The sequence below is a fragment of the Vibrio qingdaonensis genome (assembly GCF_026191675.1).
Taxonomy (GTDB): Bacteria; Pseudomonadota; Gammaproteobacteria; order Enterobacterales; family Vibrionaceae; genus Vibrio; species Vibrio qingdaonensis.
Window position 1 is genome coordinate 59692 of record NZ_JAKRRY010000017.1, and the last position, 16777, is coordinate 76468.

At 45.6% G+C, this 16777-nt stretch carries 15 protein-coding genes; 13 read left to right on the top strand and 2 right to left on the bottom strand.

Annotated elements, in window-relative coordinates; genetic code table 11:
- Positions 1–91 precede the first annotated feature (91 nt).
- The 7 genes from MD535_RS13620 to MD535_RS13650 all read left to right on the top strand — a co-directional run bounded on the left by MD535_RS13620 (position 92) and on the right by MD535_RS13650 (position 8330).
- Positions 92–1657, top strand: a complete 1566-nt coding sequence (locus MD535_RS13620; RefSeq protein ID WP_265675568.1) for an anthranilate synthase component 1 — start codon at positions 92–94, stop codon at positions 1655–1657.
- A gap of 6 nt (positions 1658–1663) precedes the next feature.
- Positions 1664–2305 (top strand): aminodeoxychorismate/anthranilate synthase component II, encoded by a 642-nt coding sequence (locus tag MD535_RS13625; RefSeq protein ID WP_265675569.1) that lies wholly within the window; start codon positions 1664–1666, stop codon positions 2303–2305.
- 34 nt (positions 2306–2339) lie between these two features.
- Positions 2340–3338, top strand: coding sequence for an anthranilate phosphoribosyltransferase (gene trpD, locus MD535_RS13630; protein ID WP_265675570.1), 999 nt, complete (start codon positions 2340–2342; stop codon positions 3336–3338).
- Between the two features lie 16 nt (positions 3339–3354).
- Positions 3355–4719, top strand: a complete 1365-nt coding sequence (trpCF, locus tag MD535_RS13635; RefSeq protein WP_265675571.1) for a bifunctional indole-3-glycerol-phosphate synthase TrpC/phosphoribosylanthranilate isomerase TrpF — start codon at positions 3355–3357, stop codon at positions 4717–4719.
- Positions 4720–4765: 46 nt separating this feature from the next.
- A complete protein-coding gene (trpB, locus tag MD535_RS13640) occupies positions 4766–5956 on the top strand; it encodes a tryptophan synthase subunit beta (RefSeq protein WP_265675572.1) in 1191 nt (396 codons plus the stop codon).
- Complete coding sequence (gene trpA, locus MD535_RS13645) at positions 5956–6762, top strand: tryptophan synthase subunit alpha (RefSeq protein ID WP_265675573.1); 807 nt, start codon at positions 5956–5958, stop codon at positions 6760–6762. Before trpB ends, trpA begins: the two co-directional genes overlap by 1 nt.
- 263 nt (positions 6763–7025) lie before the next feature.
- A complete protein-coding gene (locus tag MD535_RS13650) occupies positions 7026–8330 on the top strand; it encodes a dicarboxylate/amino acid:cation symporter (protein WP_265675574.1) in 1305 nt (434 codons plus the stop codon).
- A 127-nt stretch (positions 8331–8457) separates the two neighbouring features.
- On the opposite strand, the gene MD535_RS13655 is transcribed toward MD535_RS13650, so the two are convergent.
- Positions 8458–9612 carry a methyl-accepting chemotaxis protein gene (locus MD535_RS13655; protein WP_265675575.1) on the bottom strand — a complete coding sequence of 385 codons (1155 nt, stop codon included), beginning with the start codon at positions 9610–9612 and terminating at the stop codon, positions 8458–8460.
- 501 nt (positions 9613–10113) lie between these two features.
- Here MD535_RS13655 and MD535_RS13660 point away from each other — a divergent pair.
- The 5 genes from MD535_RS13660 (at position 10114) to MD535_RS13680 (ending at position 13077) form a co-directional block, all read left to right on the top strand.
- Positions 10114–10782: a hypothetical protein gene (locus MD535_RS13660; protein WP_265675576.1), complete on the top strand. Its 669-nt coding sequence runs from the start codon at positions 10114–10116 to the stop codon at positions 10780–10782.
- 303 nt (positions 10783–11085) lie between these two features.
- The gene (locus MD535_RS13665; protein ID WP_265675577.1) at positions 11086–11658 is read left to right on the top strand and encodes a septation protein A; all 573 of its coding nucleotides are present in this window, start codon (positions 11086–11088) and stop codon (positions 11656–11658) included.
- 88 nt (positions 11659–11746) lie between these two features.
- Positions 11747–12148: an acyl-CoA thioester hydrolase YciA gene (gene yciA, locus MD535_RS13670; RefSeq protein ID WP_265675578.1), complete on the top strand. Its 402-nt coding sequence runs from the start codon at positions 11747–11749 to the stop codon at positions 12146–12148.
- 187 nt (positions 12149–12335) lie between these two features.
- The gene (locus tag MD535_RS13675) at positions 12336–12632 is read left to right on the top strand and encodes a YciI family protein (protein WP_265675579.1); all 297 of its coding nucleotides are present in this window, start codon (positions 12336–12338) and stop codon (positions 12630–12632) included.
- 4 nt (positions 12633–12636) lie between these two features.
- Complete coding sequence (locus MD535_RS13680; RefSeq protein WP_265675580.1) at positions 12637–13077, top strand: GspS/AspS pilotin family protein; 441 nt, start codon at positions 12637–12639, stop codon at positions 13075–13077.
- Positions 13078–13216: 139 nt separating this feature from the next.
- Here the strand turns inward: MD535_RS13680 and metE are convergent, their stop codons facing one another.
- On the bottom strand, positions 13217–15508 hold the full coding sequence (gene metE, locus MD535_RS13685) for a 5-methyltetrahydropteroyltriglutamate--homocysteine S-methyltransferase (RefSeq protein ID WP_265675609.1): 2292 nt from the start codon (positions 15506–15508) through the stop codon (positions 13217–13219).
- Between the two features lie 190 nt (positions 15509–15698).
- Between metE and metR the strand changes: the two genes are divergently transcribed.
- On the top strand, positions 15699–16610 hold the full coding sequence (metR, locus tag MD535_RS13690) for an HTH-type transcriptional regulator MetR (protein ID WP_265675581.1): 912 nt from the start codon (positions 15699–15701) through the stop codon (positions 16608–16610).
- The last annotated feature ends 167 nt before the right edge of the window (positions 16611–16777 follow it).

A 16777-nucleotide genomic window follows, 5' to 3' on the forward strand; every position in this document is an offset into this window, starting at 1 on the left:
CGTTGGGCAAACGTTTTAATTGTGCGAGTATGGAACACATAGTTTTCAGGGTAGATACTGCTAAAGCAGATTGATGAAGAGAGGAGGTTTTGTGAACAAAGCCATTACTATTCAAAAACAAGGTCGTTTAGAGGTACTTTCACTACAAGTCCCTTATTCAAAAGACCCGACAGCACTTTTTCACACGCTTTGTGAAAACAAAACCGACAGCCTACTGCTTGAGTCCGCCGAAATTGACTCAAAACAAGATCTACAAAGTTTATTGATCGTCGACTCCGCCGTTCGTATTATTTGTGAAGAACACATTGTCCGTTATGAAGCCTTAACGACAAATGGTGAAAATTTACTGGTCATTTTAGCTGGTAACTTATCCTCTGGTATTCATTACACACTGAGCAAAACAACGCTGACCGTGCATTTTGAGATGCCCGATGACCAACTTGATGAAGACTCCCGACTGCGTGAAGCGTCTTCATTCGATGCATTGAGATTAGTTCAACACAGCTTTGACGTTAGCGGATTAAACAAAAATGCGATTTTCATGGGTGGTTTATTCGCGTACGACCTCGTTGCTCAATTTGAACCTTTAGGTAACGCCAAGCAGTCCAATCGCTGCCCTGACTACGTCTTTTATGTTGCTGAGAGCCTGCTTGTTGTCGATCACCAAAAAGAATCATGCGACCTACAGACCACCCTCTTCAATCATGACGACAACGAACTTGCTCGTATTCGTGCGCGTATTCAAGACATCAGCCAACAATGCAACAACCTTAAAGCACTGCCTACCGCACAAGTTGTCAAAGACAATCAAGAAGTCGCCAGTGTCTCAGATGAAGACTTTTGCCAAACGGTACGAGATCTAAAAGAATACGTCGTACGCGGCGATATTTTCCAAGTCGTGCCTTCGCGACGTTTCACACTTCCTTGCCCCTCACCTCTAGTGGCTTATAAAGAGCTCAAAAGAAGTAACCCAAGTCCTTACATGTTTTACATGCAAGACGAGTTGTTTACGCTTTTTGGTGCTTCACCGGAAAGTGCCTTGAAATATTGTTCGCAAAGCAATCAGATCGAAATCTACCCAATCGCCGGAACACGTCGCCGCGGCAAAAACCCTGATGGCTCGATCAACCAAGATCTCGATAGCCGCATGGAGTTAGAGCTTCGTTGTGATATGAAAGAAAATGCCGAGCATATGATGCTCGTCGATTTGGCAAGAAATGACGTAGCTCGTATTTCCGAACCGGGCACTCGCCACGTTGCAAGCTTGCTACAAACCGACCGTTATAGCCATGTGATGCACTTGGTCTCTCGTGTCGTCGGTCAACTGCGTCTCGATCTTGACGCGCTGCATGGCTATCAAGCCTGCATGAACATGGGCACGCTAACGGGCGCACCAAAAATTCGTGCGATGCAACTCATTCGCCAGGTGGAAGGTCAGACTCGAGGCAGTTATGGCGGCGCTGTCGGCTACATGAATGGCGTCGGTGATATGGATACCTGTATCGTTATTCGTGCAGCCTACGTAGAAGACGGCATCGCACAAGTACAAGCTGGAGCTGGCGTCGTATTTGATTCTGATCCACAAGCAGAAGCCGATGAAACCCGTGGCAAAGCACAAGCCGTGATTTCCGCTATCAAAACCGCGCATCAGGGGTAGACACGTATGAGCGACCAATCTAACACTTCAAATCTGACCAATGTTTGCTCGACAGATAAAGCAAACATCGTCTTTGTCGATAACTTCGATTCGTTCACATACAACCTAGTGGATCAATTTCGCAGTTTAGGCCACAACGTAATCATTTATCGTAACCACATCGCGGCGCAAACCATTGCCGACGCAGTACTAAAGTTAACAGACGCAGTTGTCGTATTATCGCCTGGACCTGGCGCACCATCAGAAGCTGGCTGTATGCCCGCTTTAATTCAGCAACTCAAAGGCAAAGTGCCTATGATCGGCATTTGCCTAGGACATCAGGCGTTGGTAGAGGCTTACGGTGGCACCGTGGCAGGCGCGGGTGAAATCATTCACGGTAAAACCTCAATGATGGCGCATGATAACCACGCTATTTACAGCGGACTGCCCTCTCCTCTCGCCATCGCACGCTATCACTCGCTCGTGGCGACTCACGTGCCTGATAGCCTTGCTATTACCGCAGAAGTGGATGGACTAGTGATGTCGATTGCCAATGAGCAAGATCGAGTTTGTGGTTTTCAATTTCACCCTGAGTCCATCATGACCACACATGGAGCGGCATTACTGGCCAATGCCATCGATTGGGCAAGAGCGGGTTCACTTCGTTAACTCAAATAACTCATAAATTTAAGGAATCGTAATTATGGAAAATATCATCAACAAACTTTACGACCAGCTCTCGCTTAGCCAGCAAGAGAGCCAAGAGTTGTTTGACACCATTATTAAAGGTGAACTTGACCCTATTCTTATGGCAGCGGCTCTAACGGCGCTTAAAATCAAAGGTGAGACACCTGACGAAATTGCAGGAGCAGCGAAAGCGTTACTGGCTAATGCCAAAGCTTTTCCTCGACCAGACTACGACTTTGCCGACATTGTCGGCACAGGCGGAGACGGCTCGAATACGATTAATATCTCCACGACAGCCGCATTTGTTGCTGCAGCCTGTGGCTTAAAGGTAGCGAAACACGGTAACCGCGGCGTCTCAAGCAAGTCAGGGTCATCTGACTTACTTGACTCGTTTGGCATCAACCTCGCCATGAGCCCAGAAGATACTCGCCAAGCCGTAGACGACTTAGGCGTGGCATTCCTGTTTGCTCCGCAATATCACGGTGGCGTGAAACACGCGATGCCGGTTCGCCAAACCATGAAAACGCGAACACTGTTTAATATTTTGGGTCCACTTATCAACCCAGCCCGTCCCAACATCGAGCTGATGGGCGTTTACGACGCGAAACTGGTTCGCCCCATCGCTGAGACCATGCTACAAATGGGAATGAAACGTGCGGCTGTAGTCCATGGTAGCGGTCTTGACGAAGTGGCCATTCATGGCGATACATTAGTCGCGGAAATAAAAGATGGCGTCATCACCGAATACACATTAACGCCTGAAGATTTTGGCGTGAACCGACACCCTCTCGAAGCAATCAAAGGTGGCGAGCCAGAAGAAAATCGCGCCATCATTACCAATATGCTGACCGGTAAGGGAACAGAGGCTCAGCTAGGCGCGGTTGCCGTTAACGTCGCACTACTCATGAAGCTTTTTGGCTTTGAAGATTTAAAAGCAAACGCACAACAAGCGATCGACGCCATGAATTCTGGTAAGGCTTACGAGCTTGTAAAACAACTCGCAGCGCGCGGTTAAGAAATAGGAACTAGCAATGGAAACGGTACTAGCAAAAATCGTCGACGACAAACGAGTTTGGGTAGAAGCCCGCAAACAGTCACAGCCGCTTGAGAGCTTTAAGGCACAATTAACGCCCTCTGATCGATCTTTTTATGACGCCCTTTCAACGGGAAAAACCGCGTTCATTCTAGAATGTAAAAAAGCATCGCCTTCAAAAGGGCTGATTAGGGACGATTTTGATTTAGACTATATCGCCTCGGTTTATAACAATCACGCTAGCGCGATCTCTGTGTTAACCGACGAAAAATATTTCCAAGGCAACTTTGACTTCTTGCCACAAGTTCGTGGTCAAGTTAAGCAGCCAGTCATCTGCAAAGATTTTATGGTGGATACGTACCAAGTCTATCTTGCTCGCCATTATCAAGCCGATGCTATTCTCTTAATGCTATCGGTGCTCAATGATGACGAGTATCGTCAATTAGCCGCGGTTGCCGACTCACTCGACCTAGGTATTCTTACCGAAGTGAGTAATGAACAAGAGCTCGAGCGTGCCATCAAGTTGCAAGCCAAAGTGGTTGGCATTAACAATCGCAACTTACGTGATTTATCGGTTAATTTAGATAGAACCAAAGAGCTCGCTCCCAAGCTACCCGCTGGGACCATCATTATCTCTGAATCAGGCATCTATAATAACCAGCAAGTTCGTGACCTTTCACACTACGCAACAGGCTTTTTAATTGGCAGTTCGTTAATGGCCGAAGACAACCTTGAGTTGGCTGTACGCAAAGTACTACTTGGTGAGAATAAAGTCTGCGGGTTAACCCACGCCGATGATGCAGCAAAAGCGTATCAAGCTGGCGCTGTTAAAGGTGGATTGATTTTTGTTGAAAAGTCACCTCGTTATGTAGATTTTGAAGCGGCTCGAATGGTCATGAGTGGCGCGCCACTAGAATATGTGGGCGTGTTCCAAAATCATGACGTCGACAGCGTAGCTCGTACTGCTAATGATTTGAGTCTATCTGCAGTTCAGTTGCATGGTGATGAAGACCAAGCTTACATTGATGCGCTAAAACCTCAATTGCAAGCTGGCATTGCTATTTGGAAAGCGCATGGCGTCAAAGATGTACTGCCTGATCTAACCGCAATCCATGCCGACCGACATTTGCTTGATGCACAAGTCGGTGAGCAAACAGGTGGAACGGGTCAACGCTTTGATTGGCAACTCCTTAACAATACTAACGACATTATGCTTGCCGGAGGTTTGTCTCCAGACAACATCAAGCAAGCAAGTAAATTGGGCTGTATCGGACTGGATCTAAACTCTGGTGTGGAATCTGCACCGGGTAAAAAAGACATCGATAAACTGAACAAAGCCTTCGCACTATTAAGAGATTACTAATACTTGCTCACCAGCGAGTCACCAGAATTAAAGAGAGGAAACAACCATGGCGAAATTGGATGCCTATTTTGGCGAATATGGTGGGCAGTTCGTACCACAAATTCTTGTACCTGCGCTTGATCAACTTGAACAAGCTTTCATTGATGCACAGGAGGACGATGAATTTCAGGCGGAATTCATGGGACTGCTGCAAGAATACGCTGGACGCCCAACCGCATTAACGCTTACGCGCAACTTAACGAAAGGGACAAAAACAAAATTGTACCTAAAACGTGAAGATCTGTTGCACGGTGGCGCGCATAAAACCAACCAAGTGCTTGGTCAAGCGTTACTCGCAAAGCGCATGGGGAAAAAAGAAATCATCGCAGAAACCGGTGCAGGTCAACATGGCGTCGCCACCGCTCTAGCCTGTGCCTTGCTCGGTCTTAAGTGCCGCGTTTATATGGGGGCTAAAGACGTTGAGCGTCAAAACCCGAACGTTTTCCGTATGCGTTTAATGGGCGCGGAAGTGATTCCTGTGCACTCCGGCTCCGCCACACTAAAAGACGCCTGTAACGAAGCTCTACGTGATTGGTCTGCCAGCTACGAAGACGCGCATTACCTACTCGGTACGGCAGCGGGGCCGCACCCATTCCCAACCATAGTGCGTGAATTTCAACGCATGATTGGTGAAGAAACCAAACATCAAATTTTAGCACGTGAAGGCCGCTTGCCAGACGCCGTCATCGCCTGTGTTGGTGGTGGCTCAAATGCTATTGGTATGTTTGCTGACTTCATCGAAGAAGAGTCAGTTCGTCTGATCGGTGTTGAGCCTGCAGGGCTTGGTATTGATACCGACCAACATGGTGCACCACTTAAGCACGGCACGACTGGCATATTCTTTGGCATGAAAGCGCCATTAATGCAGGACCCTCATGGTCAGATTGAAGAGTCTTATTCGGTATCTGCGGGACTTGATTTCCCATCTGTTGGTCCGCAACACGCTCACCTAAACGCCATTGGTCGTGCTGAGTATGGCGCAATTACCGATGATGAAGCACTAGAGGCCTTCCAAATTCTTGCTCGTCAGGAAGGTATCATTCCGGCTCTAGAGTCGTCTCACGCACTCGCATACGCGTTGAAAATGGCGCACGATGAACCAGAAAAAGAACAGTTGTTAGTGGTAAACCTCTCAGGTCGTGGAGACAAAGATATCTTTACGGTACATGACATTTTGAAAGAAAAAGGAGCGCTATAATGGACCGTTATCAAGACATGTTTCGTCGCCTAGCAGAAAAAAAACAAGGCGCTTTTGTCCCATTCGTGACCATTGGTGATCCCAATCCTGAGCTGTCTTTACAGATCATGGAAACCCTTGTCGATGCAGGTGCCGATGCACTTGAACTAGGTATGCCATTTTCCGATCCTCAAGCCGATGGTCCAACCATTCAAGGGGCGAACATCCGCGCGCTTGAGGCGAAAACCACGCCACCTATCTGCTTTGATTTGATTGCGAAAATCCGCAGCAAGTACCCGGAACTGCCTATTGGTCTGCTTATGTACGCCAACTTAGTGTACTCAAAAGGTGTTGATGCGTTTTACCAACAGTGCGCTGCCGTTGGCGTAGACTCCGTACTCATTGCCGATGTACCAACTAATGAAAGTAAAGAGTTTGTTGCAGCAGCGCATAAACATGGTGTACACCCTATCTTTATTGCACCTCCAACAGCGACAGAAGACACGATCAAGCAAGTCGCTGAGCTCGGTGGAGGTTACACCTACTTACTGTCTCGCGCTGGCGTGACAGGTACTGAAACCAAAGCCAATATGCCAATGACCACGCAATTAGACAAATTGATCAAACATGACGCTCCACCGTCATTACTAGGCTTTGGTATCTCTGAACCGCAGCAAGTTAAAGATGCGCTTGCCGCAGGCGCAGCGGGTGCCATTTCAGGTTCGGCGGTAGTCAAAACTATCGAGCGTAACCTCGAGAGCCCAACAAAAATGCTTACTGAACTCAGTGAATTTGTTGCATCAATGAAAGCAGCTACTCAACACTAAGTTAATTGTTATCAGTTCATAAAGGTTGCACTTGCGTGCAACCTTTTTTTTACATTCCAACTTATCAACCCATTCAAGCTTTGTATCTTTTCTCACGCTCCCATGATAAGAGCTCAACGCAAACGTTTGCTATCGATGGTAAATTCGCCACTTGGTACTCACTTTGTGCATTATTCTGCATTATTCGTTTTCTAACAGTTGCTAAGAGTGCTAATAAAGTGTAAAAAATCACTCGAAATAATAGTCTGACATTTTCCGTTCTAATGGAAGACTATACTGGGATATTAAAATTTTACAGCACAGAGGTTAAGGAAGTGTTAAAAGACAAGTCAATGATAAAAAATATCGGTGTCCAAGTCGTTATCGCGATGATTCTCGGCACCGTAATAGGGGCAATAATGGGTCAGTCAGCGGCGATGTTTGCACCGCTCGGTACCATTTTCATCAATTTAATTAAAATGCTCGTTATTCCACTGGTTGCAGTAGCACTTATTTCTGGTGCGGCTGGACTAGGTAACAGTAGTAACGCAGGCAAAGTTGGCGCTACTACGCTGGCGTTTTTTGGCCTGACTTCAGCACTTGCTGTTGCACTGGCTCTATTCATGGGTGAAATTTTCGAACCAGGCGTCAACATCGACACCGCTGGTATCGAAGGCATGTTCTCTACTGAATACGCTTCAAAAGGTGATCTACCTTCTTTCTGGGCGACCCTAACCGGTATGATCCCGACCAACGTTTTCCAATCACTGAATGAAGCAAACATCCTGCAAATTCTCGTTTTCTGCTTATTCTTTGGTATTGGTTTATCAAAGCTTGAAGTATCAAAGCGCGACCCTCTTCTTAACGGCGTAAATTCAATTGTTGATGTCATGGTTTGGATGATCAACAAAGTCATGATCATTGCTCCAATTGGCGTATTTGGTCTAATGGCTGAAGCTGTGGGTACATTTGGTTTTGGTGCCCTAATGGTTGTGTTCAAACTGTTCGTGGTTTACACCGCAGCGATTTTGATATTTGGTTTTGTGGTTTACCCATTACTTATCCAAGTGTTCACCAAAACGTCAGCTAAAAAATTCCTTAGCGTAATGAAGAAGCCACAAGCGGTTGCCCTATCGACAGCCTCTTCTATGGCAACACTTCCTGTCACAATGGAAGCATGTGAGAAAGAGCTAGGTGTACGTAACTCAACAGCCTCTTTTGTTCTGCCGCTAGGTGCAACGATTAACATGTCTGGTAATGCGATTTACTACGGCTTGGTTGCTATTTTCTTTGCTCAGCTGTTCAACATTGATTTATCAATGGGCGCGTACGTCGCAATCATCGTGACATCAACACTTGGTGCCGTAGGGCAAGCGGGTGTTCCAGGTCCTTCGTTCCTAGTGGTTGCCGTATTGCTTGCAGCAGGCATTCCAATTGAAGGGCTACCACTTCTGTTCGCTCTTGACCGTATCTTCGATATGATCCGTACTGCGCTTAACATCACTGGCGACGCCGCTTGTGCTGTTATCGTTGATGCGCTTGTTGAAGAAGAAGCGAATGCGACAGAACTGAAGCAACAAGAAGCGTAAACATCTAAAACAAACGTACTGCTTTATTAAACCAAAAAGTAGTCACGATAGAACCCAAAGCCGGTCGAAATTCGATCGGCTTTTTAATACCTACCCTATCCAATTTCGCACTAGAGCAGTCTCACATTCATACCCGCGCAATCATATTGTCCATGTTTGTCGATAAGGTAAGTAAGGTATTTTTGTAGTCCACGCTTTGCTCAATATTGTTCACGCAATCCTTCAGTTTAGTTTTAGATAAACTTAGGCGCTGAGCATTATTATTCGTTAACTCAGAGAGCTGTTCGGATTGGGCTTTGACTGCGCGGCCAAAATGAACAAGTTGACCAATATCATCGGAAATCTCAACAAACTTCACTTCCGACTCACTGCAACGCGACATCAGTGCCGTAATCTTGTGATTACTCTGCTCAATTCTCGATTTAAGAGCGTCAGAGACGTGCATCAACTCTTGATTGATGTCTTTAATGTCTAACACCGAGCAACGCGAGGTTTCCGACAATTCACGAACCTGCTCTGCAACCACGGAAAAGCCACGCCCCAATTCACCTGCCCTCGCCGCCTCTATTGCTGCATTCAATGCTAGCAGATTGGTTTGATCTGAAATCTTCTCTATTAATGCGACGGATCGACTCGCCTTTTCAACCGCTATCATCATCTGCTGACTAGCATTAGATACGACCTTAGAATCAGCAGTAAGACCTTGTACACCGTTAGCGATGCTCGAAATATTCTTGCGCACCACTTGAAGACTACTCGAAAGCGACTCAATTGAGACAAGCGCCGTTGAGGCGCTGTGAGTATTACACTCAGCTGCCTGAGCCATTTTCCTGATTTCTGCCGCGGTTTGATCCACATACTCACTTTGATTTTTAACATTCCTCAAGGTGTCAGCAGATAAACCATCGAGGTTGTAAGACAGTTTTCTAAGTTCACTGACCGCCTCAGACATGTCTTTTAACAACGTGACTAATTTATCCAATGTTGCATCCGTCGCTTCACCTATTTGACCAAACTCATCAGAACCTGAAAAACCAATTCGAGCCTCTATGTCGCCGCCGTTAACCGCATTCATTACGATTTTCACATGTTGCAATAATGGTAAGATGCTGTTTTTTATCAGCCATGACAACGCAAAATTCATCAACATAGACAACAACAACACGGTAACTAACATCTGATCGTTATACGTCAACGCCTCCGCTGTCATTACGATATATAGTGCAGCGATGCCTATCACTAAACAGGCAACCACACTCGGTATCATAAGCTTCCAATTCATACTCACATTCATTAGTACTCTGTCGACAATCCCTATCTTGACCACATCCATTTACGCTCTCCTATAAAAAACACCACTATATTGTAGATACCCAAAAGCCAAATTGTACACAATAATTTAAAACATCGTACACACAATTAAGTTTAACGTCAGCTCGAACACCACTCTTTTCGCCCTCATGTTGCGGGTAATATCAGCCTTTCAATAGAGATACGGTTGCGCTTATTGCGTGGCATAAGTCGCAGATTACAATGAAACGCAAAAAAATCGCTCATCCAATCTTTACAAGAAGATCATTAAACAACGATTAATCAAAGACTTACGATCAACTCTAGATTTTCATTATCTGCCCAATTCGTATAACCAGCTCGTCTTCTACTATGGTTAACAAACCACTGTTATCGAACTACAGCTTTACAGCACCTTGAAATGCGTCATTAAGGTTCAAAGGTATTTCATCGGTCGATAACAGAATGTTTAGGAAAGGAACTCGAGGACACTATGGGAAAAATCATTTTTTACATGCCCACGCCCACAACGGATGCTAGAGCATGGCTAGAATACGGTGACTATCAAGACGAACATGGCACTTACGCCACCAGCCTAACAAGACGAAAAAACCATCGATGGATTCAACATTTATGGACAGAAAAACAAAAAGAAGCGATTCAAGTGTGGTATCAACCTGGAGTGAAAGTGCCCGATCTGGTGAATATCGCCAATGACGACCAAATTTATATTCGGGGTCATGGTTTCCCCGGTACAGAAAGTATTTCTATGGCAAAAAGTTGGGGAACAAAAGTTGGCCATCGGTTTGTCGTGGATCGTCTAAAGGAGAATGGACTACCTAAAACCTTTACAGGTAAAATTAAGTGCTATAACTGTAACAGTGCATCATGGTTTGATGGTAATCGGAGTTTTGCACAAGCATTGGCTGACTATATGTATGGCTGGGGCTATGACAAGTGCACGTACTATGGTTATCGCGGCAAATTGGATTCCTATTACAAAGAAGGACTTGCCGGGCTTCACAAATACGTTCGAGCCAACGGCGGCGATACTGATGGCGTTTGCCGGGCCAGTGATGCACGAGTGCAAATCAAACCACAAGACTTACACCCGCCGCAATACGCTTCCATTTCGGGGCTTAAAAAACCTATCGCGCAATAATCAAACCTATCGCGCACTAATCAAAACAATCGCGCACTAATCAAAACAATCAAAACAATCAAAGGTGATGGCGCATTGCCTTTGATTACCATTCGTTCTAGTTAATTTCTCTTCATTTAGGCGTGATACTGGTTCGCTAGGTATAAGCGGCCCCTCTCTTTATTTTAACGACGTGCCATTTACTTTATCGTGGTAAAGGGCTAATGGCGGAACGTTATTGTTTCTAATTGTCTCAAATGGTTTTGTATTCTTTAAGTTTTGGTTACACTGTCGTCAATTATTACTGCAAGGTTTGCAAGAAACATGAAGCAACTTATTGATTTTATTCCCCTGATTATTTTCTTTGTGCTGTATAAAATGCAGGACATCTATGTCGCAACAGGCGCACTCATTGCTGCGACAGCAGTACAAATTGTCTTAACCTACTTCCTTTATAAAAAAGTAGAAAAGATGCAGGTCATCACCTTCCTAATGGTCGCGGTATTTGGTGGCATGACTATCTTCTTACACGATGACAATTTCATTAAGTGGAAAGTCACCATCGTGTACACTATTTTTGCAATTGGTCTAGCAGTCAGCCATGCCATTGGCCGTAGCGCTATTAAAGGCATGCTTGGCAAAGAAATTACCTTACCTGATCACGTCTGGGCGAAGGTGACTTGGGCTTGGGTAGCGTTCTTCTCGTTTTGTGCAGGCCTAAACGTATATGTCGCTTATGAGTTTCCACTCGATGTATGGGTGAACTTTAAAGTCTTTGGTCTATTAGCTGCCACGCTCGGCTTTACGGTTGTAACCGGTGTCTACATCTACAAATACATGCCAAAAGACGAAGACGGAAAACCAACCAAAAATGAGAATGAAGATCACATGTCTTGATTCGCTGTGCGGATTTTGTATACTCCGCACCATATCTGAATTGCAGCGACCTTAGGGTCGCTGTTTTGCTTTTTGGAAGCTTATCATCATGACAAATACAATTACGACCACTCCTAAAGGTCAGTTAATCATCCGAACGCTGGCAATGCCGGAAAACACCAACGCTAACGGTGACATCTTTGGCGGCTGGATCATGTCTCAACTCGACTTAGCTGGCGGTATTCTTGCAAAAGAAATTTCTCACGGTCGAATCGCCACGGTGTCCGTATCAGGCATCACATTTAAACATCCAGTAAAAGTAGGTGATGTGGTTTGCTGCTATGGCGAGTGCACAAAAATCGGCAACACCTCAATGTCTATTAACCTTGAGGTTTGGGTTAAACCAGTGACGGTAGAAGGTGTTGGCGAGCGTTATCAAGTCTGCGAAGGAACATTTCATTACGTCGCCATTGACGGAAATGGGAGACCACGTCCAATTAATCCAAATTAAGCATCAGTGGACGATGACTTTTACGCTAAAAAGTGACATCGTATAGCCATAGGTATCGTGCGCGTTATTTTTCTCTGTACGTTAGCAAAAGCCAAGTTACGTTTCCGTCGTCAAAGAGCGGAACGACCCATCGCTAACAATATAACCGCACCATTTGTCACGACTTAATGATTTGAAGGAACCAAATATGTGGTATGTCATTTTTTCTCAAGACGTAGAGAACTCACTTGAGAAGCGTATGAGTGTTCGTCCTCAACACCTCGCTAGGCTGCAACAACTTCAAGATGAAGGACGCCTGTTAACTGCGGGGCCAATGCCGGCTATTGACAGCGATAACCCAGGCGATGCAGGTTTTACTGGTTCCACCGTCATCGCAGAGTTTAACTCTTTAGCAGATGCACAAGCGTGGGCCGACAGTGACCCGTATATCGATGCTGGCGTGTACCAAAACGTCATCGTAAAACCTTTTAAAAAAGTATTCTAATATCATGAAATCTCTTTTAAAAAGTCGCGTCATCTGGTTATCACTTGCTGCCCTTACCTCACTTGCTGGCTGTTCAAGCAAAGGTGACGATGAGCAACGTCAGTTAGAAATGCTCGCGCAAAGCCGAGCCAGTATTTTATCTTCTGGTTTACCGATCGAGCATGGTCCTCTTTCCATCATGAAAGCTTCCGCGAATAAAGGCATGGTTGAGATTATGATGCTCTATAACACGGATGCTCGTGGTGCTAAGCCTATTGATGAAGTCTTGCATAACAGCATGAACTTTTACTGTACCGACAGGGAAGTGAAAGCCAATCTCGACTTAGGGCTGACTTATCGCATTATGATGCGGAATACTCGCGGACAAATGATGGTCGACCAAGTCGTGACTAAGCAATATTGTAACCAACCGTCCAAGTCTGCTGCTCAACCCGCAACAAAATAAGACGGTTGGCGAAATGCTTAACGAGCTAATGACTAATAGCTAATAAGCTTGCTTAATGGCGTGTTTGAAATACCAATAAAAACGGCTTGCAGATGCAAGCCGTTTTTAATTTTACGATATAAGCATGACCGAAACCTCGCTATACCAGTGTCGTACGTAAACGCTTCGCGGCTTCCACTAGATGCTTCAACGACGTTTCCGTCTCTTGCCAGTTACGCGTTTTCAGCCCGCAATCTGGGTTTACCCATAAACGTTCGACCGGAATACGTGTCGCCGCTTTTTCAATTAACTGCTCAATCCATTCCACGTCAGGCACGTTAGGCACGTTAGGTGAATGAATATCATAGACACCTGGACCAATTTCATTGGGGTAATTAAAGGCTTCAAACGCATTTAGCAGTTCCATATTGGAACGAGACGTTTCAATAGTAATTACGTCAGCATCCAAAGCGGCGACCGAATCAATGATTTCGTTGAATTCGCTGTAGCACATGTGTGTGTGTATTTGAGTTTCAGGCTTCGCACTGGCCGCTGAAACTTTAAAAGCATTTACCGCCCAGTCTAAGTACTCTGCATGATCTCTGGTTTTTAACGGTAACCCCTCGCGAATAGCGGGTTCATCAATCTGAATGATATTGATGCCCGCGGCTTGAAGATCGGACACTTCATCTTGCAAAGCAAACGCCAACTGATTGGTAATGGTTTCTCTCGTCACATCTTCACGCGGGAACGTCCAGCATAAGATGGTGACCGGTCCAGTTAACATCCCTTTCATCGGTTTTTCCGTTAACGACTGCGCATAGCAAGTCCAATCCACCGTCATTGGGGCTTCACGCTCGATATCAGCAACGACAATGGCCGGCTTTACACAACGTGAGCCATAGCTCTGTACCCAACCAAATTGCGTGGTTTGAAAACCAGACAAATTTTCTGCAAAATATTCCACCATATCGTTACGTTCAGCTTCACCATGAACCAGCACGTCCAAGCCTATCTCCTCTTGACGCTTCACGGTGTCTTGGATGCACCCTTGAATCGCCGTTTTATATTGTGCTGACGTAATGTCACCTCGCTTAAACGCGGCCCGAGTTTGCCTAACTTCACTGGTTTGTGGGAATGAGCCAATCGTGGTCGTTGGCAGCAATGGCAGTTGAAGTACTTCTTTTTGGTGATGAGCACGCTCTGCGTACACCGCACTACGTTTGGCATCGTTCGCGTTCAACCCAGCGAGTCTCTGCTGAACACTTGCCTTATTGACCCAAGTAGAGAGCTCACGGTCAATAATTGGCTGACTGTACTGAGCACAATATTCAACCGCTTTTTCATCGCCTTCAAGCGCCCTAGAGAGCCAACTGACCTCCGCCACTTTTTGTTTAGCAAAAGCAAACCAGTTTTTCGTTTCTTCCGATAATTTAGTCTCAAGGTCTAAATCTACCGGGCTGTGTAACAAAGAACACGACGTTGCTATCCAGAGTCGCTCACCCAGTTGCTGTTTCGCATCACGTAAACCATTCAGCTTACCATGAAGATTCGCTCGCCAAACATTGCGACCATTGATCACACCGGCAGATAGCACCCATTGGCTTGGCAATGCTTTCACGACGTCATTAAGTTGCTCAGGCGCGGCCGCTAAATCAATATGTAGGCCATCAACATCCAACTTGGTAATGGTTGGTAGTACATCAACAATAGAATCAAAATACGTAGTGAGTAGCACCTTTACATCGCTTCTAATGACTTGATAGGCCAGTTTAAAACTATCTAACCACTTGGGCTCAAGCTCAAGCGCCAATATAGGTTCATCAATCTGTACCCATTCCACACCCAACTTTTCAAATTTGGTGAAAATAGCTTGGTAAGCGGTAAGCAGTCTTGGCAGCAGCGCTAATCGGTCAAAGCCCTCTTCTACTTCTTTACCAAGGTACAAATAACTCAACGGCCCAAGCAATACTGGCTTAACATTATGGCCTTGCTGCTTCGCTTCACTAATCTCATCAAATAACTGAGTCCAGCTCAATTCAAACTTATCATCGGCAGTGAATTCCGGCACGATGTAATGATAGTTAGTGTTAAACCATTTGGTCATGTCTGATGCGGCTTCACCTGAGCACCCACAACTGGCTTGCGACTGGCCTCTACCAACGCGAAATAGCGTATCAAGATCAGGGAAGCCCCGTTGATGGCGCTTAGGGACATGACCCAACAACAAGCTTGTTCCTAATACATGGTCATACCAAGCGAAATCACCCACCGTAGCAAACGACAGCTCGTTATTTTTCTGAAGTGACCAGTTCTTTTTACGAATCCCAGCCGCCACTTGTTGCAGTTCTTTCACGTCAGTCGCACCTTTCCAATATTGTTCAAGTGCAAATTTCAGCTCGCGTTTTTCACCAACTCGTGGGTAACCCAAAATATGTGTGGTTGTCATGATGGTAGTCCTTATTAAGCAGTCCAGATGTCTAAACTATCCCGCACCACCCAATATGAAACAACTCCAATTAATTCACCTTGATTATGAATTATTTTCAACACCATTAGGAATGAGTTATAGCCGTCTAGACGTTTACTTATAGAAGAAATCGCGTTAAGTTAGTCCACAGGGATAAAGATTAGGGACAGTCATGATAGAGCTTAAGCATCTAAAAACATTAGCAACATTGCGGGATACAGGGTCGCTTACTGCGACAGCAACCTCACTACACCTGACTCAGTCCGCACTCTCCCATCAACTTAAAGATCTAGAAACAAGGATCAGTGCCCCGCTGTTTATTCGAAAAACTCGCCCGGTGAAATTTACTTCAGAGGGCGAGATTTTGTTAAAGCTCGCCAATGAAATATTACCGAGATTCGCGCAAGCAGAAGGCGAATTAGCGGGATTAAGAGAAGATATACATGGTCGTCTACACATGGCTATTGACTGCCACTCTTGCTTTCAATGGCTCATGCCAGCACTCAAAGAATATCAGCTTGCTTGGCCACACGTGGAGTTAGATTTTTCGTCTGGTTTTGGCTTTGAGCCTCTACCTGCATTAGTCGCAGGCGAACTCGACCTTGTTATTACCTCCGATATCCAACCACGATCAGAAGTGCACTACGAAGCCTTATTCGATTTTGAAATGCGCTTGGTGACATCAATTTCACACCCTCTAGCCGAGAAAGATCGCATTGAACCCAATGACATTGCCGACCAAACGTTGCTCACTTACCCTGTGCAGAAGCAGCGTCTCGACATTGTGAAGCACTTCCTTACCCCCGCAGGGGTAGAACCACAACGATGGAAACAAGCAGACAATACCTTAATGCTGATTCAAATGGTCTCTGCAGGCCTTGGGGTGGCAGCGCTACCAAATTGGGCGGTGAGCGAATTCTCAAGACAAGGGTTAATTACCAGTAAACCACTTGGCGAAGGACTCTGGCGAAGGTTGTATGCGGCGGTTAGACACAGCGAAAAAGACAAGCATTACCTGCAAGCGTTTTTTTCCACCGCTAGACAGCAATGCCAGCAACACTTAGAAGGGATCCGCGTCGCGTAAACAGACACCTAAACAGACGGTTTCCTCCTTTAAAGCTTCATCCTTAAAAACTGCACGAAGACACGCGCTCAATACCGTTAGCAAGGAACTGAAGAATCCATAGATACAAAAATGGCTCGTTATTTAAACGAGCCATTTTTACTTTCCGTATCTATTCTCTGTCAGTA